This window comes from Gimesia sp. (genome assembly GCF_048260065.1).
In the GTDB taxonomy this organism is placed as follows: Bacteria; Planctomycetota; Planctomycetia; order Planctomycetales; family Planctomycetaceae; genus Gimesia.
This window is the reverse complement of sequence record NZ_JBLXHC010000006.1, coordinates 37,269-60,809: the sequence shown is the minus strand read 5'-3', so window position 1 is coordinate 60,809 and position 23,541 is coordinate 37,269. Positions and strand designations below refer to the sequence as shown.

Annotated in this window: 15 protein-coding genes; 6 read left to right on the top strand and 9 right to left on the bottom strand. The window is 50.9% G+C overall.

Annotated features, from left to right (window positions below; all coding sequences use genetic code 11):
• Positions 1-19: 19 nt before the first annotated feature.
• From ACN0YN_RS13035 to ACN0YN_RS13025, 3 genes are all read right to left on the bottom strand, one after another.
• The gene (locus tag ACN0YN_RS13035; RefSeq protein ID WP_417385453.1) at positions 20-2,557 is read right to left on the bottom strand and encodes a prolyl oligopeptidase family serine peptidase; all 2,538 of its coding nucleotides are present in this window, start codon (positions 2,555-2,557) and stop codon (positions 20-22) included.
• A 146-nt stretch (positions 2,558-2,703) separates the two neighbouring features.
• Positions 2,704-3,267 carry a hypothetical protein gene (locus tag ACN0YN_RS13030; RefSeq protein WP_417385452.1) on the bottom strand — a complete coding sequence of 188 codons (564 nt, stop codon included), beginning with the start codon at positions 3,265-3,267 and terminating at the stop codon, positions 2,704-2,706.
• Positions 3,268-3,419: 152 nt separating this feature from the next.
• Positions 3,420-5,501: an ABC transporter ATP-binding protein gene (locus ACN0YN_RS13025; protein ID WP_417385451.1), complete on the bottom strand. Its 2,082-nt coding sequence runs from the start codon at positions 5,499-5,501 to the stop codon at positions 3,420-3,422.
• 496 nt (positions 5,502-5,997) lie between these two features.
• Between ACN0YN_RS13025 and ACN0YN_RS13020 the strand changes: the two genes are divergently transcribed.
• Positions 5,998-7,449 carry an MATE family efflux transporter gene (locus tag ACN0YN_RS13020; RefSeq protein WP_417385450.1) on the top strand — a complete coding sequence of 484 codons (1,452 nt, stop codon included), beginning with the start codon at positions 5,998-6,000 and terminating at the stop codon, positions 7,447-7,449.
• 1 nt (position 7,450) lies between these two features.
• Here ACN0YN_RS13020 and ACN0YN_RS13015 read toward each other — a convergent pair whose 3' ends face one another.
• From ACN0YN_RS13015 to ACN0YN_RS13000, 4 genes are all read right to left on the bottom strand, one after another.
• Positions 7,451-8,188, bottom strand: a complete 738-nt coding sequence (locus ACN0YN_RS13015; RefSeq protein WP_417385449.1) for a lipoate--protein ligase family protein — start codon at positions 8,186-8,188, stop codon at positions 7,451-7,453.
• A 1-nt stretch (position 8,189) separates the two neighbouring features.
• On the bottom strand, positions 8,190-9,572 hold the full coding sequence (lpdA, locus tag ACN0YN_RS13010) for a dihydrolipoyl dehydrogenase (protein ID WP_417385448.1): 1,383 nt from the start codon (positions 9,570-9,572) through the stop codon (positions 8,190-8,192).
• A gap of 62 nt (positions 9,573-9,634) precedes the next feature.
• Positions 9,635-10,822 carry a 2-oxoglutarate dehydrogenase complex dihydrolipoyllysine-residue succinyltransferase gene (gene odhB / locus ACN0YN_RS13005; protein ID WP_417385447.1) on the bottom strand — a complete coding sequence of 396 codons (1,188 nt, stop codon included), beginning with the start codon at positions 10,820-10,822 and terminating at the stop codon, positions 9,635-9,637.
• A 325-nt stretch (positions 10,823-11,147) separates the two neighbouring features.
• The gene (locus tag ACN0YN_RS13000; protein ID WP_417385446.1) at positions 11,148-12,092 is read right to left on the bottom strand and encodes an SMP-30/gluconolactonase/LRE family protein; all 945 of its coding nucleotides are present in this window, start codon (positions 12,090-12,092) and stop codon (positions 11,148-11,150) included.
• Positions 12,093-12,299: 207 nt separating this feature from the next.
• Here ACN0YN_RS13000 and ACN0YN_RS12995 point away from each other — a divergent pair, with 207 nt between their 5' ends.
• From ACN0YN_RS12995 to ACN0YN_RS12975, 5 genes are all read left to right on the top strand, one after another.
• Positions 12,300-13,487, top strand: a complete 1,188-nt coding sequence (locus ACN0YN_RS12995) for a M20 family metallopeptidase (protein ID WP_417385445.1) — start codon at positions 12,300-12,302, stop codon at positions 13,485-13,487.
• Positions 13,488-13,823: 336 nt separating this feature from the next.
• Entirely contained in the window at positions 13,824-14,156 is a 333-nt protein-coding gene (locus ACN0YN_RS12990; protein ID WP_002643791.1) for a PadR family transcriptional regulator, read from the top strand.
• Positions 14,143-15,585: a hypothetical protein gene (locus ACN0YN_RS12985; RefSeq protein ID WP_417385444.1), complete on the top strand. Its 1,443-nt coding sequence runs from the start codon at positions 14,143-14,145 to the stop codon at positions 15,583-15,585. The genes ACN0YN_RS12990 and ACN0YN_RS12985 overlap by 14 nt, the downstream gene beginning before the upstream one ends.
• 45 nt (positions 15,586-15,630) lie before the next feature.
• Positions 15,631-17,091 (top strand): hypothetical protein, encoded by a 1,461-nt coding sequence (locus ACN0YN_RS12980; RefSeq protein WP_417385443.1) that lies wholly within the window; start codon positions 15,631-15,633, stop codon positions 17,089-17,091.
• Between the two features lie 39 nt (positions 17,092-17,130).
• Positions 17,131-18,483: a hypothetical protein gene (locus tag ACN0YN_RS12975; protein ID WP_417385442.1), complete on the top strand. Its 1,353-nt coding sequence runs from the start codon at positions 17,131-17,133 to the stop codon at positions 18,481-18,483.
• Here the strand turns inward: ACN0YN_RS12975 and ACN0YN_RS12970 are convergent.
• Both ACN0YN_RS12970 and ACN0YN_RS12965 read right to left on the bottom strand, forming a co-directional pair.
• Positions 18,446-22,621: a c-type cytochrome gene (locus ACN0YN_RS12970; protein WP_417385441.1), complete on the bottom strand. Its 4,176-nt coding sequence runs from the start codon at positions 22,619-22,621 to the stop codon at positions 18,446-18,448. The two genes, ACN0YN_RS12975 and ACN0YN_RS12970, sit on opposite strands and share 38 nt — an antisense overlap.
• A gap of 135 nt (positions 22,622-22,756) precedes the next feature.
• Positions 22,757-23,362: a hypothetical protein gene (locus ACN0YN_RS12965; RefSeq protein ID WP_417385440.1), complete on the bottom strand. Its 606-nt coding sequence runs from the start codon at positions 23,360-23,362 to the stop codon at positions 22,757-22,759.
• Between the last annotated feature and the right edge of the window lie 179 nt (positions 23,363-23,541).

Below are 23,541 nucleotides of genomic sequence, written 5' to 3'. Positions count from 1 at the left end.
GGAGACCTCAGGTCACAGGCTAATTTGGGGTGGCTTTCTTAGTGGCATCTGGTTCTGTTGCTTTTGCAGGTACTGCTTCCTGTGAGATCGCGAGTTGATAGAATTTATTTCTGTTCAAAGCGCGTTCCAGTGCCCCGGTATCAACGGGGCTTCTGTTTATGAAGGAAATTTCTTTCTTGTGTGGATTGAACTGGATCGATTTCTGGTCGACCCACACAAAACCTTTCAGACTGCGCTTCACAGATTCTTTCGCATCGTCGCCGCCATAAACGCCATACAGAATCACGTATTTCTGAGACGTATTTGCCTGGGAGGCTGTTGACCCCAGATCAATCATCTTAGAGGGATTCGCTGTTGATCCGTAATTTTCATATTTGGAAATATTCTCGGGAGTGAGGCGGGTTGGCGTGAGGTCGACAGACACTCCCGCATTCGAGAAAAGGTTACGTATCTGGTATATGACGCTTTCGTCATCAGTGACTTTGACAAAAACCCATTTCTCTTCAAGGTTGAGTTTAAGGGATCCGGGAACATATTGATCCAGCTGTTTCAATTTGATCTCTGCGACCTTCATAAAATTGGCCTGGTCAAAGTTGAAGCCTTTGAGAAAAGTGATCTTGAATAACAGCCCCTGGCTGCTGTTCGGCCCACTGGGAGTGTTGTTGATACCTTCGATGACAGGCGGATATTGATCCAGTTTGACGGCCTTGCCTCTGTGATCTTCTGCCAGGAGCTGCGGCAGATTATCAGGCAAATTACCGGTAAAATTGAAACTGAGCAGTTGATTCTGCAGATCAAGTCGCACAGAACCTTTGATATATCCACCGACGATCTTGGTTAAGCCAGATTCCACACTGTTTTCAATAGACCTTGTCCAGAAGGTAGGATCGTTTTTCATGGCTTGCGTATAAAAGTCGTTATATCCGGATATTTTAAAGATGGCCCTTTGCTGCGGGGTATTAGGGTCGGGCTTTTCCTTGAATGCACTGTTCTGAAATTGCTTTCTCATTCTTTCCATGCGGGCCTTCGTCTCAGCACCCTGTTCTCTGATTTTTTTATTCATCTTCACCATGGAATCTGATAACGCATTCGGGGCAGAACCGGGGCTCGAATCAGGTTTGGATTGAGGTAGAGGATCCTGCTGTCCGCCAGTTTGTTTTTGAATCCAGCTGATCCCCCTGGGAATCCCAAAATCAATCATTGTCTGATAATGGTCTGCACCATTACTGGTACTGAATTCGACATCGATCCCCTGTTTTTGTAACTGGGCGGTAAAAGCTGCGGTATCAGTGTAAGACGTGACCCGATCCCCGGTGGAATGGAATAAGAATACCGGGCAGTCAATCTTTTCTGAGTAATTACTGGGAGAGGAGATTTTAATAAACTGTTCCACATCGGGAATGATGCGTTTGAAGATGGGCAGGTTTTCTTTCAGGAAAGACTTTGAATCAGTTGCAGGAGCATACGCCAGACAACCTTTCAGTTTCAGTGAACTGCCTTGAAACACTTTGGAGAAATATTCCGCGAAAAGCAAAGAAAGCGTCGCAGCAGAACTGTGTCCGGCGATAAAAATATTCTTGCGATCGATGTTCGGTACTGTTTCGATCACCTGATGAAACGCATTCACACAGTTGATCACCCCAGCCCGACTTTCTCGGAACTGCATATGAGAATTCACAAACTGATTGTCGGTTGTCTGCTGGATATCTCCGATGGGGCCATCGATCGAAAACGTAATGACAGCAAATCCTGCTTTGATATAAGGTTCATGTTCCGCATCCAGGGATGTGTCGTTCAAGTCGATATCCATCCCCGTTAACATCGTCGCACCTGCTGGTGGAACCAGAACGCAGGGGACCTGAGTGTTCTCCGGGATATCGGGGGGGAGATATACCCTGAATTTCTGGGGAATGCCTGTCACTGTTTTATTACCGGGACAGACAAGATCATAGACTTTGGCACTTGATGCCGTTTTGCGTTCCCGGAAAACCAGGTCACTCTGTCCTCCCTGGTTGGGCCAACTGGTTTTAATAGGGGGAAGGGGACCAAGATTCAGTTTATCGGTATCGTTTAAATTACCGCCACCTGCCAGCCTGTCAGGTTTGTTGCCCTGCGGAAAGAACAGATTGACCAGAATGAATGTGGTAAACAGGAAGACGATAAATCCCGCAACGGCAATCAAAGGCACGTATCGATTCGATTGCGTCGGCTCAGACCTGTATCGTTTCGATTTTCGACCTGATTCTTCGGTCTGCTGTTTTTTCCTGGGAGGGGATTTTTTGTCTGAAGAACCGTGATTGAGATCATCCTCCCAGTTGTCAAATTCGTCATCGGCCAGACTGTAGGATGATTCGCTTTCGTCCCCAAAGAATTCTTCTGCGAGACTTAACGGTTTCGGTTTCTCGCTGCTGGAACTCGATTTAATGGAAACCGGTTCAGGGATCACAAACGGGGTTTCGCACTTGGGACATTTCACTTTTTTCCCGAAGGCGGACTTTTTTTTTATTCTAAAAGCAGCCGCACATTGCGGGCACTTAACTAATTGGGGATCTACCATGAAAACGTCTCTGGCGTAGCAGTTTATATGGAAAGAGACAGTAACAGACGCGCTCTGTTCCTCTTAAATAATTCTACTGATTGCCAGTACACGATGCAAATTGTATCTGTTCAATTCTACGACTGAAGCTGAATCGACTCTGCAGGTTATCGAGCCGACTTTGGCATGCGTTCCTTAAGCGCCTCCCGAAGCTCGTGAACTTCCCGTCTCAGCTCATTGACCTCATTTCGCAGTTGCAGCAGCGATTCCCGTACTTCGTGATGCGGGCCGTGATCCGGGTGATGCCTGTGTTCGAGGTGTTGCTGCAGACGCTGATGTTGTTCTTCGGCTTCACGGTGAACCTGATGTGCCAGCTCTGGGAGTCCGGCGTCCTGCAGGTGTTCTGCGGCAACATGCATTTTTTGAATGCGGTGCCGTCGTTCATCCAGATGGCGCTCATGCTCTCGATGGCGATGTTCTCCGGAACGAGCTTCAGGTCTCCGATGTCGCATCTCTTCTCTTTCTCGCTCCGGACGATCTGCGCGTTCGCGATGTTTTTCCCGCTCGGCTTCTGAGTCCAGGTAACGGTCAATTTGATTTGAGAGCGAATCTTCAGAGACCCGGGCAGGGGGTTCTGCTTTGACGGCTGTTTCAGAGAAAAAGGGCGTCTGTTTACTCAGCAGGCTGGCAAGAACAAGGATAACGAGAATCGTAGTGAGCGTCGATTTCATGGTGCGCAGTTCCTGTGGCTTCGAGAGATGAAACGATAAAAGTCAGATCAACTTTGCGTTATCATACCCATCTGCGCACGGGGAGTCGAGATATTCATAAAATCGGGTGTCACAGGCCTGCTGTGCAGATGTTGCCAGAGGTCTGGTTGAAATCAGGCAGAACGCTGACGGACCTGTGCACTGAGCAGATTCTGGTATTGCGGGCAGGTATCGACGAGAGTGTGATGCGGTCCGGTCGCCACGACCTTGCCGGAATCCATTACGACGATTCGATTCGCAAATTCCAGCAGGCTCTGGCCAACGGAATGCGTAATGATGAATACGGTTCGTCCGGGCGAAAACTCTTTCAATGCTTTATGAATCAGGATTTCGCTCTGGGAATCGATGGCAGAAGTCGCTTCATCCAGAATCAGAATTTGCGGATCGCGAAGAATGGCCCGTGCCAGCGCAATACGCTGCCGCTGACCTCCGGAGAGTTCATGCCCTTTCTCTCCCACATTATAATGCAGTCCGTCCGGCAACTGTTCAGCGAACTGCAATACATGGGATTTCCTGGCGACCGATTCAATCTCGTACTGACTGGCATTGGGACGCCCATAACGAATGTTTTCGAGAATCGAATCGTCAAACAGCATCGTTTCCTGTGAGACCACTCCGATATGATTTCGCAGCTCTTTCAGGCGAATGTCCCGGATGTCGATTTCGTTAATGAAAATGTTCCCCTTATCGGGATCATAAAATCGAGGCAGCAGGTTCACGAGTGTGGATTTACCGGAACCGTTTTCACCCACGACCAGTACAACTTCGCCGGCATTAACTTCCAGGTTGACTCCATCCAGTATCGGATCGTTATTACGCGTCGATTCTTTACGCTGCGCGTAAGTAAAATCGATTTTATTGAATTTGACCGTCTGTACTTCAGTGGGGAAGCGTTGTGGTTCATCGGTTTCTTTCACCAGTGTTTCACGATCGATAACCTGAAAAATTCGATCCAGGGCGGCACCGGTTTTTTTCAGCTTTGAATAGACGGAAGACATCTTGCGCGCGGGATCAGAAATCCCGGCCAGTAGTGCGTACATCATCGAAAGCGTGGCAATATCCATCGGTGCCGAGGAGAGTTGAATTCCCCAGATTTCCGTCTTCTGACGCAGGACCAGGTAGGAACCGGGGATCAGGGCGATGAAGATGGCCATCAAACCCAGCATTTCCGTAGTCGGGCTGGTCAATGAATCGATGCGGAGAATTCTAAGGGCTTTCTTGAAGAACTCTTTATTCTCATGATGGAAACGGTTTCTGTGTTTGCGTGCTCCATTGAAGGCGATAATGACCTTGGAACTTTCGAAGGACTCTTCCAGTGTTTTATAAATCCGGGACATGCTCTCCATCATTTTCTGACTGGCATGTTTCAGCGTTTTTCCGATTTTGTAAAACACGATCGCAATCAGCGGTGCGAATACAAATGAGAGTAAGGTCAGTCTCCAGTTGACCATGAAGGCAAATATAATACAGGCGAGTGCTTTCAGGGGTTCACGGACAATTTTTCCCCCCATCAGAGTCAAACCCTGAGAGACCTGTTGCATGTCGAACGTGAACCGGGACATCAGCGACGCGGTTCCCTCAGATGAGATACTCTGGTAGTCCAGGTCCAGAACTTTACGAAAACTTTCTTTGCGAATCGCCATGGTGACCAGTTCAACGACACCGCCTACCATCACGTCCTGAGTGAAGATGCAGATGCCTTTGATAAAAGTGGTCACCAGCAGGAGTCCCAGGATTAATGCGAACGTATCAAACTGATCTTCCGGGATACGGCTGATAATGTTGGTCTGAATCCATTTGAGAACCAGCAGTTTTTGTGAAGCAGTATTCAGTTTCGTCTGTTGCCGAGTGTGCTCACTGAGTAAATCGACCGGCGCGGCGGCGAGATCTGTTTGTGTCAGTGGTGAGTCTGAAGTGTTCTTGCCGGAATGCACTTTAGGATTCTGAGACTGAATTGAATCGGAGAGATCCTTTACGACCTTTGACTTATCCTGAATGATTTTTTCAGTTTCACTGATCTGTTCCTGAACATAACCACCGAGAGTTTCTCCCTGCAGCAGGACCTTGACCACCAGGAAGGTGACAGAAAGATTCGCCCCCCAGAGGATCGCGACCATGATCGCAAAGAAGAAGGAAACGACCAGTCTTTTACGGTAAGGCCAGACATATTGTATTAATCGCGTAAAACTATTCACAGGATTCACTCTGGTGCTCTGAGTAAGGTTGTGTTGTTCTAAGTGTATATATAACAGTGGATTATGTCGTTGTTCTGAATGCAGGACTCAGACAGTTCAGGCACTCCGCATCAGAGGCTGCCCGATGAAATCCGTGAATTAAACTAGGAATTGCAAATCAGGTCCATACGAGATTTTAAGTTCTGCTGATCTGGACAATATGACAGAGGTTTCAAAAGGCTGAATCGGTCAGTGAATGGAGCGGGAAATGCGAACTAATTCCAGATCTGCCGTGTCGTGGGTAGAGGCATTTGTGTGAAATTTGTGATATGCTGCCAGTCGGCGGTCTGCGTTTCTACCTCTCTGCTATTACAATTCCGGCGATTGTATTCTGCTCTTTAGATCGCATCGCGTTTTACCATAGCGCTTCTCCCCCTTTTGTACTCGATCCAAATGGTCATGGAGACGTTAGAGTGAAACTGGCCACAGTCAATTACCCTGAATCGGATTGTACAGGATGGATTCTTCGTCCCTTGAAAATCAGAACAACTCTTCTGTACGACCGGGAAGCTTACGTGAACTGGCGCATGTCGCCATCCCCCTGGTACTCAGCTGCGGTTCACTTTCGATTATGCATGTGGTGGATCGGATCTTTCTGTCCTGGTGGTCAACAGAAGCAGTTGCTGCGGCGTTACCCGCGGGCATGATTCAATGGGCCATCATGTCGATCGCGATGGGCATGGCCACCTATGTGAATACCTTTGTCGCGCAGTACGAAGGGGCCGGCCAGAAGCAGTATGTTTCTGAATCGGTCTGGCAGGGATTTTATCTGGCGTTGATCTGGGGAGGCATCCTGTTACTGGGAATTCCGCTCTCCAGTACTTTTTTCCATTGGATTGGTCACGCTGCTGAAATCCAGACGCTGGAAGCTGACTATTTTTCCATACTCTGTCTGGGATCGGGACCCTCATTAATTTCGACGGTGCTTTCCTGCTTCTATACAGGTCGCAGCAAAACCATGGTTGTGATGTGGGTGAATCTGGCGGGGGTACTCGTCAACATGGTGCTGGATTACCTGCTGATTTTCGGAGCCGGTCCGATTCCTGCGATGGGAATCAAAGGGGCCGCGATTGCCACCGTACTGGCCAATATTTCGACAATGTTGTTTTATGCTGCCATCATCTTTGCCAGACATGAAGCCCGGGAGTATGGATTACTCAATCATTACCACTGGAATCAAAGTCTGCTCATGCGACTGATTCGCTACGGATTTCCGAACGGCATGCTGTTTTTCGTCGACATTGTCGGCTTCACCCTGTTTGTGGTTCTGGTCGGACGGATCGGAAAGATTGAACTGGCGGCTACCACGATTGCCTTCAATCTGAACTCACTGGCCTTTGTGCCTATGATGGGAGTCGGTACGGCTGTGATGACACTCGTGGGGAAACGCATCGGGGAGGGGCGGCCTCAACTGGCTGTCAAAACGACGTGGAAAGCCTTTATTGTCTCGGCCTCCTATATGGCTGTGTTTGCGGTGATTTATGTCGGGGTTCCGGAAATCCTCCTCAGTCCGTATCAACCGGAAGTCATGACGGAAGAATTTCAACAGGTGCGGCAGATGACGGTCGTCCTGCTGCGATTTGCTGCGTTGTTTTCATTTTTTGACGCCCTGGCGGTCATCTTTGGATCGGCGATTCGAGGAGCCGGCGATACCCGGTTCTGCATGATCTATTCACTGATTACAGGCTGGACCATTATGGTGATTCCGACCTTTCTGATCTGGAAGTACGCGGATGAAAAGATCTTTGGCAGCTGGACTGCCTGCACGGCGTATATTGGCGTGTTAGGCTTTGGCTATCTGATTCGTTTCCAGGCAGGGCACTGGAAGAAGATGCGGGTCATCGAAGATCACTTTTCGACACCCGAGGTCGAAGAGCAGGAGCAACCGATACAGGAAGCCTTATCCTGATTCAGCGGCGGAGATTCCAGCTCTCCGTCGCATATTTTTCCTGCACCAGCTGCTGCACCCGATCGAGGGGGAGTGCGGGTTCCGGTTCCGTTGCCTGCCAGGTTTCGATCAGCGCGTCTTGAAGCTGCGAGGGCTTGATCTGATAGTTGGTTACGAACTCAAGATGGTCGCGGTGGGAGCGATATTCGGGCTCACGTTCAGGGCTGGTCAGATAGCGGGGAATGCGTTCGAGATCGAAATCGTAGAGAATCGTGCCATGATGCAGGAGTGTGGTTGTTAACCACCGTTGCGAATTCCCGGAAAACTTGTGTCCCTCGACAGTCAGATCACTGATGCCACGCACTTCGACTGACAGTTCCGGTTTGAGCTGATTGAGCGTACCGGAGATTCGGTTCAATATTTCCCGTGTTGTGGCTTCGATGCCAGCCAGGTGCTGTTCAGAGGTGATTCGCAGAAACAGCGAATAGATAAAACAACCGGGGCCCAGCAACACCGTTCCGCCTCCTGTACAGCGACGGAGTACGGGAATCTGATCCTGCAGGCAGGCCTCTTGATTCACATTTTCAGCGACCTGGTTCGAGCTGCCCATGACCACCGCATATTGATCTACTTCCCAGATTCTCAGGCAGCCTGGAGAGTCCTGTTGATTGATCTGATACAACAGGCTCTCATCAAGTGCCAGATTTTCTGCGGGAGTCGAGAGCGTCGTGTCGGAATAGTGACAGCGGAAGTCAGACATCTCAGAAATTGAGAGCCCGTTTATCGACGGCCAGCGCTGCTTCTTTAACAGCTTCTGCCAGCGTCGGATGGGCGTGGCAGCAGCGGGCGATATCTTCACTGCTGGCACCAAATTCCATGGCGACGGCACACTCGGCAATCAGGTCCCCGGCGCGAGGTCCCAGGATGTGAACGCCCAGGACGCGGTCCGTCTGCTTGTCCGCCAGCATCTTGACTTTGCCTTCTGTCTGTCCCATCGCGCGGGCACGTCCATTGGCGATAAAGGGAAAGACCCCTTTGCGGTATTCGATGCCTTCTTCTTTCAACTGCTCTTCGGTTTTTCCGACAGCGGCGATTTCCGGATTGGTATAAGCGACACTCGGAATCGCATCGTAGTTCACATGCCCGTAACCTGTTACCAGGTATTCGGCAAAGGCGACCCCTTCGTCTTCTGCTTTATGGGCCAGCATGGCGCCGCCGATGACATCGCCGATCGCAAAGATCCCTTTGACGGCGGTTTCGTAGTGCGCGTTGACCGGGATGAAACCCCGTTTGTCCAGAGCGATGCCGATTGCTTCCAGGCCGAGATTGTCTGTATTCGGACGTCTGCCAACTGCGACCAGAACCCGGTCACAGCGGATGGACTTGGCGTCTGCGATTTCGACATCACAGGTCTTTTTGTTGGCTTTCACGCCGGTTACCCGACAGCCCAGCTGGAATTCGATCCCCTGCTTTTCGAAGATCTTCTGTGCCTCTTTGGCAATCTCCAGGTCGGTGGTAGGCAGGATGCGATCGAGGTATTCCAGCACAGTGACTTTGGCACCCAGGCGACTCCAGACGGCACCCAGTTCCAGGCCAATCACACCGCCGCCGATGACGACGAGATGCTTGGGGACCTGATCGTAGGAAAGGGCTTCTGTACTTGTGCCCACCCGATCGCCGTCGAGCTCGATGCCCGGTAATGTGGAAGGTTCACTGCCGGTCGCGATCAGAATATACTTTGCTTCCAGCTCGGTGGTTTCATCGCCATTAGTAACGGAGACTTTTCCGGGGGCTGTGATGGTAGCGTGACCTGAGTAGCGGGTGATTTTGTTTTTCTTAAACAGAGAATCAATGCCGCCACCCATGGTTTTGACGGTGCGGTCTTTCTGGCTCAGCATTTTCTCGAGGTCGAGAGACAGCGAGCCGACGTTGATACCGCGATCTTTGAATGTGTGTTCTGCTTCTTTATACAGCTCGCTTGATTCGAGCAGCGCTTTACTGGGAATGCAGCCGACTCGCAGACAGGTGCCACCGAGCATCCGTTCTTTTTCGATACAGGCAACATTCAAACCCAGTTGAGCAGCACGGATTGCTGCAATATATCCCCCGGGACCAGCACCGATAATAACCAGATCGTGGTTCATTTTCTCATTTTCCTGCAGTGACAGGAAACCTTTCCAAACCTCTTAAGATGTGCGTTTGATTCTCAGACTTCCATCAGCATGCGTGATGGTTCTTCCAGTGCTTCTTTGACTCGTTTGAGGAAGACCACGGCTTCCCGACCGTCTACGACACGATGATCGTAAGTCAAAGCGATATACATCATGGGACGAATCACGACCTGGCCATTGATGGCAACAGGGCGTTCCTGAATGCCATGCATGCCCAGCACGCCACTTTGAGGCGGGTTCACAATCGGAGTGGAGAGCAGTGATCCGTACACGCCACCATTGGTGATTGTGAAGGTGCCCCCCTGAAGTTCTTCGAGGCTGATTTTGTTCGCTTTGGCGCGTTGGCCGAAGTCATTGATTTTGAGTTCGATGTCTGCAAAGCTGAGCCGCTCTGCATTTCGCAGGATGGGGACCACCAGTCCTTTTCCGCCGCCGACAGCTATGCCGATGTCGTAGTAATTGCGGAAGACCAGGTCGGTACCACGAATTTCTGCATTGATCTGTGGATACTGATTCAAACCATCAACGACGGCTTTGACGAAGAATGACATGAAGCCCAGCTTGACGTCGAATTTCTTGAGAAACATGTCTTTGTACTTGGCCCGCAGTTCCATGACCGCTGACATGTCTACTTCGTTGAATGTCGTCAGCAGGGCAGCGTTGGACTGGGCTTCGACAAGTCGTTCCGCGATTTTTTTGCGGATCGGACTCATGGGGACAATTTCTTCTTCGCGGTAGGCACCATTTTCTGAAGAGCCGGAAGCCTGATAGTTGAGGGCATCCTCTTTCAGAATGCGTCCACCCGGGCCGGTCCCTTTGACGTCCGCCGGGCTCAGGCCCTTTTCTGCCATCACGCGAGCGGCAGCCGGCATGACCCGGTCGCCTGAACCGGCGGGGGCAGCTTTGCTGGCAGCAGGCGCTGGTGCCGCTTCTGCTTTAGCCGGACTCTTTTCCGGGGCAGGCGCTTCAGCTCCTGCGGGGCGTTCTGCTTCTTCCAGATAGCCGATGACTTCACCAACGGCTGCCATCTCCCCGGTTTTCTTCAGAATTTCAACAATAATCCCGTCCAGAGGTGCAGGGACATCGAAGGTGGCTTTATCGGTTTCGAGCTCGACAATTTCACTGTCCTGAGCGACCCATTTTCCTTCTGCAGCGTGCCAGGCTCCGATTTGGACTTCGGAGATCGATTCCCCTACCGAGGGGACTTTAATTTCAACAGACATCGGACACAATACTCCAACCGAGTCACGGGGATAAAACGTATGTTTTCAGACTTATTTCAGATGATTTTGTTTAATTTGTGAGCAGCAGTTTTGATTATGACTTCTTGAGAAAGCCAGCACAATTCCCGCGTACAGGGAAGATGATAATCAGGAAAAATTTTTGACGGGAATCAAGCAAATCAGGCAACATCCTGCAGATTCACCTGTTTCCATAAAAAAACGCTGGTCTTTTTATCGGCTTTTCAGCCAGACCAGCGTTTAGTTTATCCCGGTTCACTCATTATCGAACCAGATGGAACAAGTCGCATCAGACGCATTGCCGGTATCACGATGATTTACCCGGAAAACGGTGCCCTTTGGCTTTAGTGTCGACACGATACAGTGAAGTGCGTGCGGTAATGAACAGGCTCGCATTATCTTTCCCGCCAAAGGTCACATTGGCCGGTTTTTCAGGGACTTCAATAATGCCCAGCAGTTTTCCTTCGGGAGAGAAGACCTGCAGGCCGAGCGCTGACGTGATATAGAGATTGCCATTCGTATCGATCGTAAGGCCGTCTCCCCCGCTGCCCGGCTCCTTCGTTCCGGGTGCCTGTTTCAGGCTGCAGAAAACGCGGCCTTTGCCGATTTTACCGGGAGAAGTTACGGGGTAGGCCCACATTTCTTTCGACATGCTGGGGATGACGTAGAGTGTCTTTTCATCGGGTGAGAGGATCACGCCGTTGGGGGCTTTCAAATCATCCACCAGCCGGGTGACTTCGCCATCCGCCGCGCGATAGTAGACGGCCACTGTGCCCTGCGGCAGAGGTTCCGGAGCCCGGAAATGCGGATCTGTGAAGTAGATGCCTCCTGTCCGGTCAATGACGAGATCGTTGGGGGCGTTAAAACGCTTCCCCTCGTATTCCGGAGCCAGTGGGGTGACTTTTTTATTTTTGAGGTTAATACTGACCAGGCGTCCGTCCATTTCACAGGCCAGCAGATTGTTCACGCCATCCAGCATCAGTCCATTGCAGTGATTGGATGGTTCCAGAAAAGTGGACAGTTTACCGCTGGTGTCGACCTGGTAGATCTTATTGTCGGGGATATCGGTGAAATACAGGTTCCCCTGCAGGTCAAATGCGGGGCCTTCCGTAAATTTGAAATCCGTAAACAGTTTCACGGGTTTGCTGACAGGGCCCACGCCGGGGATCTCTGCCTGGTCTTCGGCCTGTGTCACAGCGACGGACAGGGAGAGCATCAGGGTTGCTGCAGTCCAGTTCAGTATGTTTTTCATGAGAGACTCCTTGGAGTATGAATTCAGCAAAATGGGGAACGCCTATCTTCCTATTAGAGTCAGACTGCTGCATAAAATTCAACCATCTGAAGAATCGGAATGCTCTATCAGTGGAAATCGATGCGTCTTTGCAGGACACTTGGCGGAGAGCACTGCTGCGCAACCAGGTGTTTTGAGGTGTGAATCAAGAGCTTGATGAGAGGTAAAATGTCGATGGATGTCGTGAGGCTGTTAAAACAACTGATTGCCATTCCCAGCGTCAACCCGATGGGCCGCGCTGTCAGCGGTGATATTTATTTCGAAGGCAGACTGACTCAGTTTTTGTGCAACTATTTCGCCGAACTGGGTGTGGAATATGAATCGATCGAAGTGGTTCCCGGTCGTAATAATGTCATCGCCCGGACAACTCCCAGGCCGGGCGTGCCTACGATCCTGATGGACGTGCACCAGGATACGGTTCCTGTCGAAGGGATGATTGTCCCTCCTTTTGAAGGAACCGAGAAGGACGGGAAAATTTATGGTCGTGGTGCCTGCGATGTGAAAGGGAGCATGGCGGCCATGATCATGGCGTTTACCCGCCTGGTCAAAGAGAATCCCCCGAATGCCGCGAATGTGATTCTCTCCTGCACTTGCGATGAAGAAGCGACCGTGAAAGGCATCAATCACCTGGTGCAGCTCTGGGAAAACCCGAGCGGCTTAAGCAGGATCCTGACAGAGCCTCCCGATCTGGGACTGGTGGCCGAGCCGACGATGTTAGATATCGTCGTGGCACATCGGGGCGCCACCCGCTGGAAAATCAAGACGACCGGGAAAGCCTGCCACAGTTCGCAGCCCAATGACGGAGTGAATGCCATTTATAAGATGGCGGATGTCATCAAGGCGCTGCAGACGTACGCCGACGAACTTTCGACCTGGGACGCGCATCCTCTATGTGGCCCGCCGACCTTGAGTGTCGGGGTGATCGAAGGGGGCGAAAGTGTCAACATTGTTCCCGACTGGTGTACCATTGAAATCGATCGGCGTGTGATTCCCGGCGAGGACGGAATCGAAGTCATGAACCAGGTGGAAGAATATTTGAAGCAGGCGCTGCCATTCGAATTCGAGATGCTCCCCCCCTGGATCACCGGCGTTTCTCTGTCCGATCACAATAACGGGGAGTGGAGTGACCGACTATTGTCAGTTATCGACAAGCTGGAGCCCGGTCACAAGAAAGTCGGTGTGCCTTACGGAACGCATGCAGCGCGTGTGAATCAGGGAGGCGTTCCCTCAATGGTCTTCGGTCCCGGTTCAATTGCCCAGGCGCATACTGTTGATGAGTGGCTTGAGATTGATCAACTGCTGAAATCAGAAGAAGTGTACTATCAATTCTGCGCGAACGCCGGAAGTCAAACGTAGAATGTGACTATCTCAATCCGCGTGCCTGCTTCCGATGGCACCAGGAAAAAAATCTGGGGTGGTACCGAATGAAATTCGGTATTGCCGCAGGCAACAGGAGGTCGCAGTGCAGACTATGTAGAGAATGTGTCTGCCTCAAACTCACTTATTCAAACAGGTGGGTTTCTCTGTTGTGAATTAATTGCGTGAGCTGGGACCTCCTGCTCGCTGCGCTCGGCCCGAATTGCATTCGGGCTTACCCCCTGGTGAATTCTTTTCAAAAAACTTCTTGACAGTTAATACCTAGAGCGGCTATATATTGTATGTGTAGTCATCCTATGTATCGGAGGATAAGAGATGAATCCGCAATTATTTGCAGGCACAATGGAGATGCTCATTCTGGAGCTGGTTTCGGAAGGGCCCACTTATGGCTATGAAATTACCCAGCGCGTCACGAATCGTTCGGCCAATGAGTTTGAGCTGAAAGAGGGGAGTCTGTATCCCGCGTTGCATAAGCTGCAGCGTAAAAAACTGTTGAAATCGTTCTGGCGTGAAGTCGATGGTCGTCGGCGGAAGTATTACGAACTGACGATCCAGGGACAGAAAGCCCTCAACGAAAAACGACAGGAATGGAAGCAGTTCTCTTCCGCCATCGAACGTATTCTGGGAGCACAAAGTGGCCTGGCCTGAGCTCAGTATCGAAGACTTTCCTCCCCGGCGCGACGATGAACCATCTTCACTGCGGCAGGATATTATCGATGAACTCAGTGACCATTTTGCGTGTGCATTGAATCGGGAACTGTTAAAGAACTCAGACGAACAGCTGGCGAAACAACGCGTATTAACTCAATTCGGCGATCCCATCAAAATTGCCCGCCAGCTCTGGCTGGACGCGATGAAGGAGAAAATCATGTCGCAACGCATTATGACCGGAGTCTCTGTCACCGCGGCAGTCTGTTGCATTGCCGTGGCGGGAATTGCCTGGTCGATGATGAAACAGAATGAACGTCTGAATCTGAAAATGCTGGAGCAGTTGGCTGCTTTAGCGGATCGACCTCAATCTGTTACAGCGTCTCAAGTGGATCAACAGATTCTGAAACAACTGGAAAAGTTAAACGAGAGGCAGACCGGTCAGGCGGCGTCCATTTCAGATTTATTGAGCCCCATCACCTTTCAGCTGGTCCAGGCTGGTAAAGAGTTGAAGCCGGCAAGTGGTTTTACAGGACAGCTGACGAAGCGAGGCAGTAAGACCGACACATTCACGGTCAAGGCGATCAGCGACGAAACGGGTCAACTCAATTTTAAACGTCTCCCCTGGGGGCAGTATCAATTGACCATCATCGCTCCCTGGGGCGAGCATCTGAAAACGAAAACGATCTCCACCATTCCCGGCCGCGACTATGAGAGTACTATCGTCTGCCCCGCACAACCGCCTGAAAAAGTCTCAGTCGTTTTTGAAGTTGATCAGACAAATCAAACCGAGAAAGAACAGGGGTATCTGTTGTGTGATTTTCGAAATCGGATACTTTCCAAAACACAAGATACATTCTCCCTGGTTACGCCACGTAAGGTTGAAGGTTCATACTGGTATTTTTCGCATGACCTGGCCGATCATCCGGATCAGGGTGTTTACCTGATCGATTTGAAATCGAACAAGGTGGTAGCGTGTCCGTTGGATGAACGCGGGATGTTTATTGATCTGAATCCGGAGCAATTAAAACTACAGGATTCCGTAAAACTGGAAGAGGGGATTTACGAAGATCCTGCACTTTATCTATTACAGAACAAAGATCTGTCCCGGTTGTCTGAGCTGAATCGGTTGGAGTACTTCGGGGTCGTAAAACTTGATGATATGCGTGAGATGAGAATTCTGGCAGCCCGTAATGCGGGCCCTCGCATGCTGGTTCGTCCCTTTGAATCAATCAAAATGCAGCCAAAAGCACAAAAGTTACTTGAGCAAAGATATGGCGTCGTCGCGAATAAACTCAGTGGAGTTCAGTTTCCAGATGAAATCCGCTTCGATGCATCAACGACAGAGTCCAATATCTGGAAGTTGACGCTTCCTGAGTTAGATCCTCTCACTGAAGAATCCGTAACTGTGATCGATTCTTTTCAGTAAGTCTAAAACTGTTTGTGAGCTGTTTGATTAAAGAAGGAATTCTAAGTGAACTGGCCTGAGATCAGCATTGAAGATTTTCCACCGCGACGGGATGATGAACCGTCGTCTTTGCGGCAGGATATTATCGATGAACTCAGCGACCATTTTGCGTGTGCATTGAATCGGGAACTGTTGAAGAACCCGGACGAACAAATCGCTAAACAACGTGTTATTCAAAACTTCGGCGACCCCATCAAAATTGCCCGTCAGCTCTGGCTGGAAGCGATGAAGGAAAAAATCATGTCACAACGCATTATGACCGGAATCTCTGTCCTGATGGCAGCCTGTGGTGTGATTGTGGTGGGGATGGTCTGGTCGATGATGAAGGAGAGCCAGGCGTTCAATACCCAAATGATGGCGCAGCTGACGGAAATTGCGAATCGACCGGTGCCGGAAATTCAAACTGAGTCAGCTGCCGGTGAAATGAACCAGGTTTCCTTTCAACTGGTTCAAGGGAAGGAAGACGGGAAGCCACGGGGCGGCTTTGAGGGGAAGTTGACTAAAATCGGGGATAACACAGATTCATTCACACTCAAAGAAAAGAGTGATGCTGAAGGAAAACTGGATTTTGGCAAGCTGCCCTGGGGGGTATATTCGTTAAATGTTATCGCTCCCTGGGGAGAAGCTTATCACAATGATTTGACTGTGTTACCGGGACGCAACTTTTCCCAGACCATCGTTTGCCCGAGTGCGGCACCGGTTGAAGTCCCAGTCCGAATTGAGGTGGAATGGCCCGATGATTTGAAGTCAGATGACTGGCTGTTGCTGTGCGACTTTCGTCCGAGGCACATTGACAGTGGACTCTCTGCATTATCCCGTAAAATTGGCGCCGAGCTTTGGACCAGACCGTACCCCAATCCGCTGGACGGAACATGGGACTATCCTATGGCCTGTCTGATCAATCAGAAGAATCAGGTCTTTCGCTGTCCGTTAGATATCAATCGCAGGTTCCAGAATGTTGATTTTGATAAATTAGAAGCAAAACAGTCGGTCAACATGATTGAAGGAGATCAGTATTTTCTGCCGGTGATGTATCTTCTGTACCGGCAGGACCTGGCTGATCTACAGCTGGATAATGGTAAAGTGGGAGAAAGTAGCGTTTCGTTTATGGTTTTGAATCACAGTCGGGAATCCTTACGAATGATTTCTCCTGCCAATCTCAACCTGCAGCACGCTAGCAGTTTTGGAGGTTCCGATATAGTTGATGCTACCACATTGATTGTCACGCAGCAAAAGATCGCGGCTCTGGATGCAGCAGCTAGAGAGGAGAATAAAGGAGATCGAAATTCCAGTGGAAGTCCGTTTGTCTATGCCAGTGGAATTCAGTTTGGAAAGATGCTGAAGTTTACAGCTGCTAAAGACCAGGACAACGTGTGGAAAATTAAACTGCCTGAGTTGGAACAGTTACGAGTTCCTGAAGAGGCGAAACAGGTTGAAGTTCAGGGATCTGGCGGGGGCTTTTTCTAAAGCGAAGTGTTTTTAACGCATAAAATGAAGGAGTATTGCGTGGACTGGCCTGAGATCAGCATCGAAGACTTTCCGCCGCGACGGGATGATGAACCGTCGTCTTTGCGGCAGGATATTATTGATGAACTCAGCGACCATTTCGCGTGTGCATTGAATCGGGAACTGTTAAAAAATCCGGACGAGCAGCTGGCGCGCAGACGCGTTCTGGAACAGTTCGGTAATCCAATTGCGATTGCCCGCCAACTCTGGCTGGAAGCGATGAAGGAGAAAATCATGTCGCAACGAATTATGAACGGAATCTTTGCCGTGATGGCGGTCTGCTGTATTGCCGTGGTGGGGATTGCCTGGTCGATGATGCAGGAGAGCCGGGCGTTCAATCTGCAGTTGCTGGAGCAGTTTAAGCTGGCGCAGGAACGATCCTCGGCAGAAGCACCGGGGGATATGCACGGGATCCTGTTTCAACTGGTGCAGGAAGGAAGCGAGGATCGACCCGCCGTAGGCTTTCAGGGAAAGTTGACCAGGTATGAGGAGCATAAGCCGATTTTCGCGCTTGAGGTAGTGAGTGATCAATCGGGACAACTGGATTTTGGGAAACTGCCCTGGGGGAAGTATGAACTGGAACTGCAGGCCCCCTGGAGTGAAAAAATGGAGACGCTCCATCTCATTACCATTCCGGGGCGAAGTTACGAAAAAACGGTTTTGTGTCCGGCCCGGGCGCCTCAAAAAGTGGATGTTCAATTTCAGGTCAACTGGCAAAACAAGCCTGTGGATCAGGAATATTATTTACTCTGCGATTTCAGGTCCCTGGTGTATACTCCCGAGCCCTGGCAGGGAGATAAATTTCATTTCAGTACACGCAAAAAACTACAGAATCGGTTCTGGTCCGTTGAGCATAACCCAAAACAGGAAGGTGTTTATCTGATTGATGTGAATCAGAACCGGGCAACCTCCTGTCCTTTGGCCGCTGACGGGAGTATTGAGAAGTTTGATGTTCAAAAACTGGTCTGGCAGCCAACGGTTGAAATCCTGGAGGGGCAGTACTTTACCCCGACGATCTACCTGATTGAGAAAAACAAACTCGAGCAGTTGGCGGATCTCAATTCGAGTGATTCAGCATTAGTCGCTCGAATTGAGAAAAACAGATTAAAATTAATACTCATCTCATTGCCAGGACCTGGGTTGATTGTGGATCCCTTTCACAATCTTGAAATCGATCCTGCGCTGGTCGTCGACGAGTCACCTTCTGAGCTGAAAGCAGTGCATGGTTTTTATCCGGAAACGAATCATGTGCCTCATACTGTCTCAAGAGATCAGTCCAATGTCTGGAAAATTGACATTCCCAACCTGTTTCCGATCAGTCGGGAATCCGATTCATTGAGTAGTGCCCTGTAACCGGGAAGAGGGTTTCCTTGCCGGTGCCGATCTGCTGGCAATTGACTTCGTAGACGAATTTTTCTTTGAGTTCGTTAACCTTGAGACGGACCGTTTTGCGGTCGTCTGACAGGGTGACGTCTTCGACTTCGACTTTATACCGGCCGCTGTCAGGGCTGGCGTAACTGCCACTCCAGACTCGGGTGTAGCCGGCGATGGTGTAAGCAGCTTTGTCAGCCGCTTTCTTTGCATCGACGGGCTGGAAGAACTCGAGTTCAAAGCCATCCGAAGTCGCACGGAGTTCCTTGATGCCGTTCGGCAGTTTACCGTTCGGGGTCAGTTTCGTGATGGAACCGGTGTTCTGACCACCGAGCCAGCCGCTGTCGTGAATACTACCTACGTAGATGTCTCCCTGGGGACTGACGGCGACCGACATGGGGCCGGCAAAGTTGTGTTCATCGGGGGGAACATCGGCGCGAGTGAAGTAATAAGTCGCGCCCTGGACGCTGTCTCCTACTTTCTGCGTCGTGAAGCGAATCAGGAACCGCTGGTTGTATTCGCAGCCCAGACCCTGATCGAACAGACTGTTGTAGGCGAACTGTTTCGGGATGCAGGTTAAGCCGTTAACGCTGCGTGTCCAGGGGTGAGGCACCTGGACGGCGGCACGGGTTTCTTCGAGGTTTTCCTTATTCCGCAGATCCGATTGGCTGGGAACTCCATACGCTTTCCCGGGAATCAGGAAATTGATTTCGTTGAAGGTATTCTGCACGCCCTGTTGATCGGAAATGTAGATTTCATCCCTGGAATTGATTGCCAGTCCGGTGGGATAGCGGAAGGCGTGCCCCAGGACTTCGATATTGCCGTTATAGGTGATCTTGAGAATCTTGCCGCGCCAGTGGATCTGATCGTCGGGCCGTTTCATCTGGGCATAGTCGCTGCCTAAGCCGACATACAGATTGCCCTGACTGTCTCGAATACAACCGCTCGCCCAGTCATGGTAATTGTCGTTGAAGCCCCAGCCTGAAGCGACGATCGTGCGCTGGTCGGCTCTGCCATCTCCGTTGGTATCGGAGAGACGAATCACTTCTGGTTTGTGAGACACAATGATATCGGAGCCATCTGCGATGATCCCGAAGGGGGCGGAGAGTCCTTCTTCGAACAGGATCAGTTCATCTTCCACGCCGTCGCCGTCGGTGTCTTTCGCAAGATAGACGTCCCCCTTGAGCGAAGTGAAAATTAAAGTGCCATCTTCGCGCCAGGCGAGAGCCGTGGGCATGATGCCTCCATCCAGAGGCAGACGTACGCCGTCAAAGCCAGGTGCACTGGTGACGGTTTCAATTTCCGGTTTCGGTTTGGGCTTGGCTTTGACCTGCAGCCCTTCTGCTTTGAGTTTGCAGAGGTAATTGAGAGTGAGCGAGGCATGGCCCGCTGCTTGACTCTCTGTCTGCATGAATTCGTGTGAATTATTATCGGTGATCTGCATCCAGGTGGCATCGGGTTTGTCGGGGTTTGTGATTTGTGGACTGCCGATGCTCGCAGAGAATCGAGGCCGACCCATATGGAGTGTGTATCCATCGGGAAGATTGCCTGCTTTGATTGTACGCTGTAAACCGGTCTGTCCCGGTTGGTCGGTAAGCGTTTTGAAGGTGTCTGTGACGGCGACGGTCGTAATTTTATCGCCGATTTGAAAATGGAGTTCATAATTCAGGCTGACCTGATTTCCCTGGGATTCATAACTGCGGAGCGTACCTGCCAGGCCGTTCTGAAGCAGAGGGTAGATGGCAGCCGTCGGTTTTTTACCGGTGGGGGTCAGCACAAATTCAAAGCCGCGATCGTAGCCGGAGATGATGGGGGAACCCGCCATGTCCCAGTACCAGCTTTTCCCTTCGGTGCGCTGGCGGGCGAGATCACCCAATGTCCATTGTACGATGGAGAACTGATCGAGATCGATCAGCAGGTTGTGTCCATTATCAAAGCCGACCGCAAAAGCGCGAGGCACATAGCCGCCGCCAGTCTCTTTGGGGTTGGTAAAGACATCGCGGACAATCCGCGCCGGTTCGCCGGCTGCAATGGTAAAGAACTGTTCTACGACGGAGGGGTTTGTCGGGACTTTGAACTGGGGATCATTCAATCCGAGCCAGATGGCGTCCAGCTGACGGTCGATATCGCCTCCCAGAACTTTGGGAACACTCTTCTTGAGTGCGGGCATTTCCATACCGGGCACAATGCGAAGGGGATTATGAACCCAGCGGAGGAAGTATTCTTTCCGCATGCGATCGCCGAGCATCAGCAGGTCCGAACCGCGGGTTCCCAGCGCGACGTTACGTGGCTTGTACTCTCCCAGTACATGGCAGGAGATACAACTGAAGCCTTTGGCGCCGGTAATGGTCTGGCCGGCGATCAGCAGTTGTGCGCGATCCTGGTCGGAAGAATCAACCATGAATCCTGGTTGTCGCGGGCCATCATCGGGGACCCGGTCATGGGCGACCAGGTAATCGAGGAGTGCCCGTTTGTCGGCTTGCGTATGCTGGAAGCGAGGCATGCGGACGCGCAGCCAGGGCATGCGTACTTTTTTCTGTTCGCCACTGACGGCTTCGGAGAGTGCTTCCTGTTTCAGTTTATCGCCGACAGCTGTCAGCGCGGGAGGAATCATGCCTTCACTCTGTCCGGCGAGTGCGGGATCGAATTTGGCCATCTGGCCGGCGATCTGGGTGATGCCTTCGTGTTTGTCCCGTTCGTGACAGTAGATACAGTTGCGCTGTTCCAGAACATAGCGACCGCGGTCGAATTCATTTTCCGGAGACGAGGCACCAGCACTCGATTTGAGATACGCGATGACCGCTTCCCGGTCAATGGTGCGATAGGCGGGACGCCCCTTTGCCAGATCGGGTGATTCAGCCAGACAGGAGTGATCCCAGTTTTCAATTGATTTGGAAAGATCGACGATCTGCTGAGTTGGTGTTTCAATGCCGGGAATCGTATGGCAGGCGGCACAGCGGGCCTGAGTGATCAGTTTTTTACCGGTGGCAACGAGTGCTTTCTCTGTGGATGGTTTTTTGCCCTGGGGGAGTTTGGCCTGTTTCAATTCGGAGAGCGCATAAGCCAGTTGACGACGTTCGGCCGTACTCAGCTTAATCACCGGCATGCGATGATCTTTATTGAGTTTTGCCGGATCAGAGAGCCAGGTGTAAAACCATTGTGTCTCGCGTTTGTCGCCGATACTGCTGAGGTCCCCGCCACTGAAGGGCTGCTGGTTGCCTTTTTCGTCAATCGTATGACAGGCCAGACAGCCAACGGAACGCATCAGGATTTCGCCTTCACGCTGTTCCTCATCACGGGTGGGGGCTTTCTTTGTTTTTTTGTCTTTGGCAGGCGCAGGGATTTTACTGAGCGCTGCCGGCTTTGCATTGGCATAAAGGTAGGCAGCAATCGCTTCTGCTTGCTCGTTCGTAAAGCCGAAGTAAGGCATCTTGGCATGGGCCGAAACAGAATCCTCATTTTTGATTTTGCGGATCAGCCAGTCCGGGTTCAGCGCCGTCGTGACATGCGTCAGATCGGGAGCTGCGGGGCTGGTCAACTGCTGTTCGCGTTGATGGCAGCGGTTACAGCGATGCGCGTCGAAGTGGGTCCGTCCGCGCCAGATCTGTGCGACTTCGGGATTGCCTTCTTCGCGATACAGAATGTTTGCCTGGATCGGTTCGAGACCGAACAGGTTGGAAGACCAGAAGAGTTGTACGCGCGCCTGCGGAGAGGTTTTTTTGTAGGAGACTTTGAGTTCGAACTCACCGAAGTTCTGATTGTATTTCTCACCGACAATCCAGCCGGGCGTATCGCGTTTCCCTTTCAGAACGGTTTTGCCGTCGATTTCAACGGTGAGTTCTCCTTCCAGGTAAGCGGAAATCTGGTAGTCGCCTGGTTGCTTGACGAGCAGCAGACTGGTCCAGTCGGCTGAAAACGGGCCTGCGGGAATCTGAGGCAGAGGCGCCTCTTTTCCCCAGTTGAAGGCAATATCGGGATCAATCCGCTGAATCTGCCTGTTCCCGGAACGATAGGTCGCCAGCAGCCCGGGGGGATAATCGTCTTCTTCCGGATCAATTTCTTCTGCTGCCAGCTGAGAGCCGGAAATCATGAGAAAGAGAGCAACAAGTAAGAATAACATCAGGGGCAGAATGCCCCTGATCCAGGCTGATGGGATTCGCTGGGTGAGCATGATGAGTGGGTAACTTCAGAGCTGAGTGGGTGTTTGTTAAGAACCTGAATTAAGTCCCGAAGGAAATAAAAAAGCAGCCATTCGTTATTGTTCGAATGGCTTTTCTTCTTTGGCATCGGCACCGAAAGAGGCGCGGAATTCATCTACAACGGAAGCGACGGTCTTTTTGGGACCGGTTAATTTCAGGAAGTAGTAGGCTTTTCCTTCGACGGCCAGGATGACACCCAGCATGCGTGAGTCGGGAACGGCTTCTGTTTTTCGCAGGAATGGAGGTCCGATTGATTTGTTATAAGTGCCCGAGAGATCAACGAAGATGTATTTTCCATCTTTGCTTTCTCCCTGAGTGACTTTGACTTCGCGATCTTTGCCTGATGCGAACTGACCGATCCAGCGTGAGACGTTGGCAGAGACTCCACCACCAGTACCTCCGAAAGAGGAGATGACCAGTTCGGCTGGTTCTTTATCCCCTTTGACTGCGGGGATTTCAAATTGAGCAAGACGCAGGTTATTGGAAGGAGGAGAACTTTTCCAGCCTTCCGGAACTTTGAGTGTGATATCCTGGATTTTGACGTCGTTGGTTTTCCCTGCTTTTTCTTCTTTGTCGGCTGCTTTAGCAGAGCAGGCATAGATGGCGAGAGAAAGACCGAGAACGGAATACAGTACTCTTCTGAATGTGGTGGGAGAAATCATATATATCCTCAATTTGAAATCAGGAGATTGCGCGTACAACTGATCCAATTGTCCCGCATTTCGCGGTGATTTTCAACTCGTTGCTTCCAGAAATGGCCGTCTGCAGTCAATTTTGCAGAAGTTAATGTTGTTGTACAAACACGTTGCGAAAAAACAACAGGCTGGTTTCCCGGTGGAAA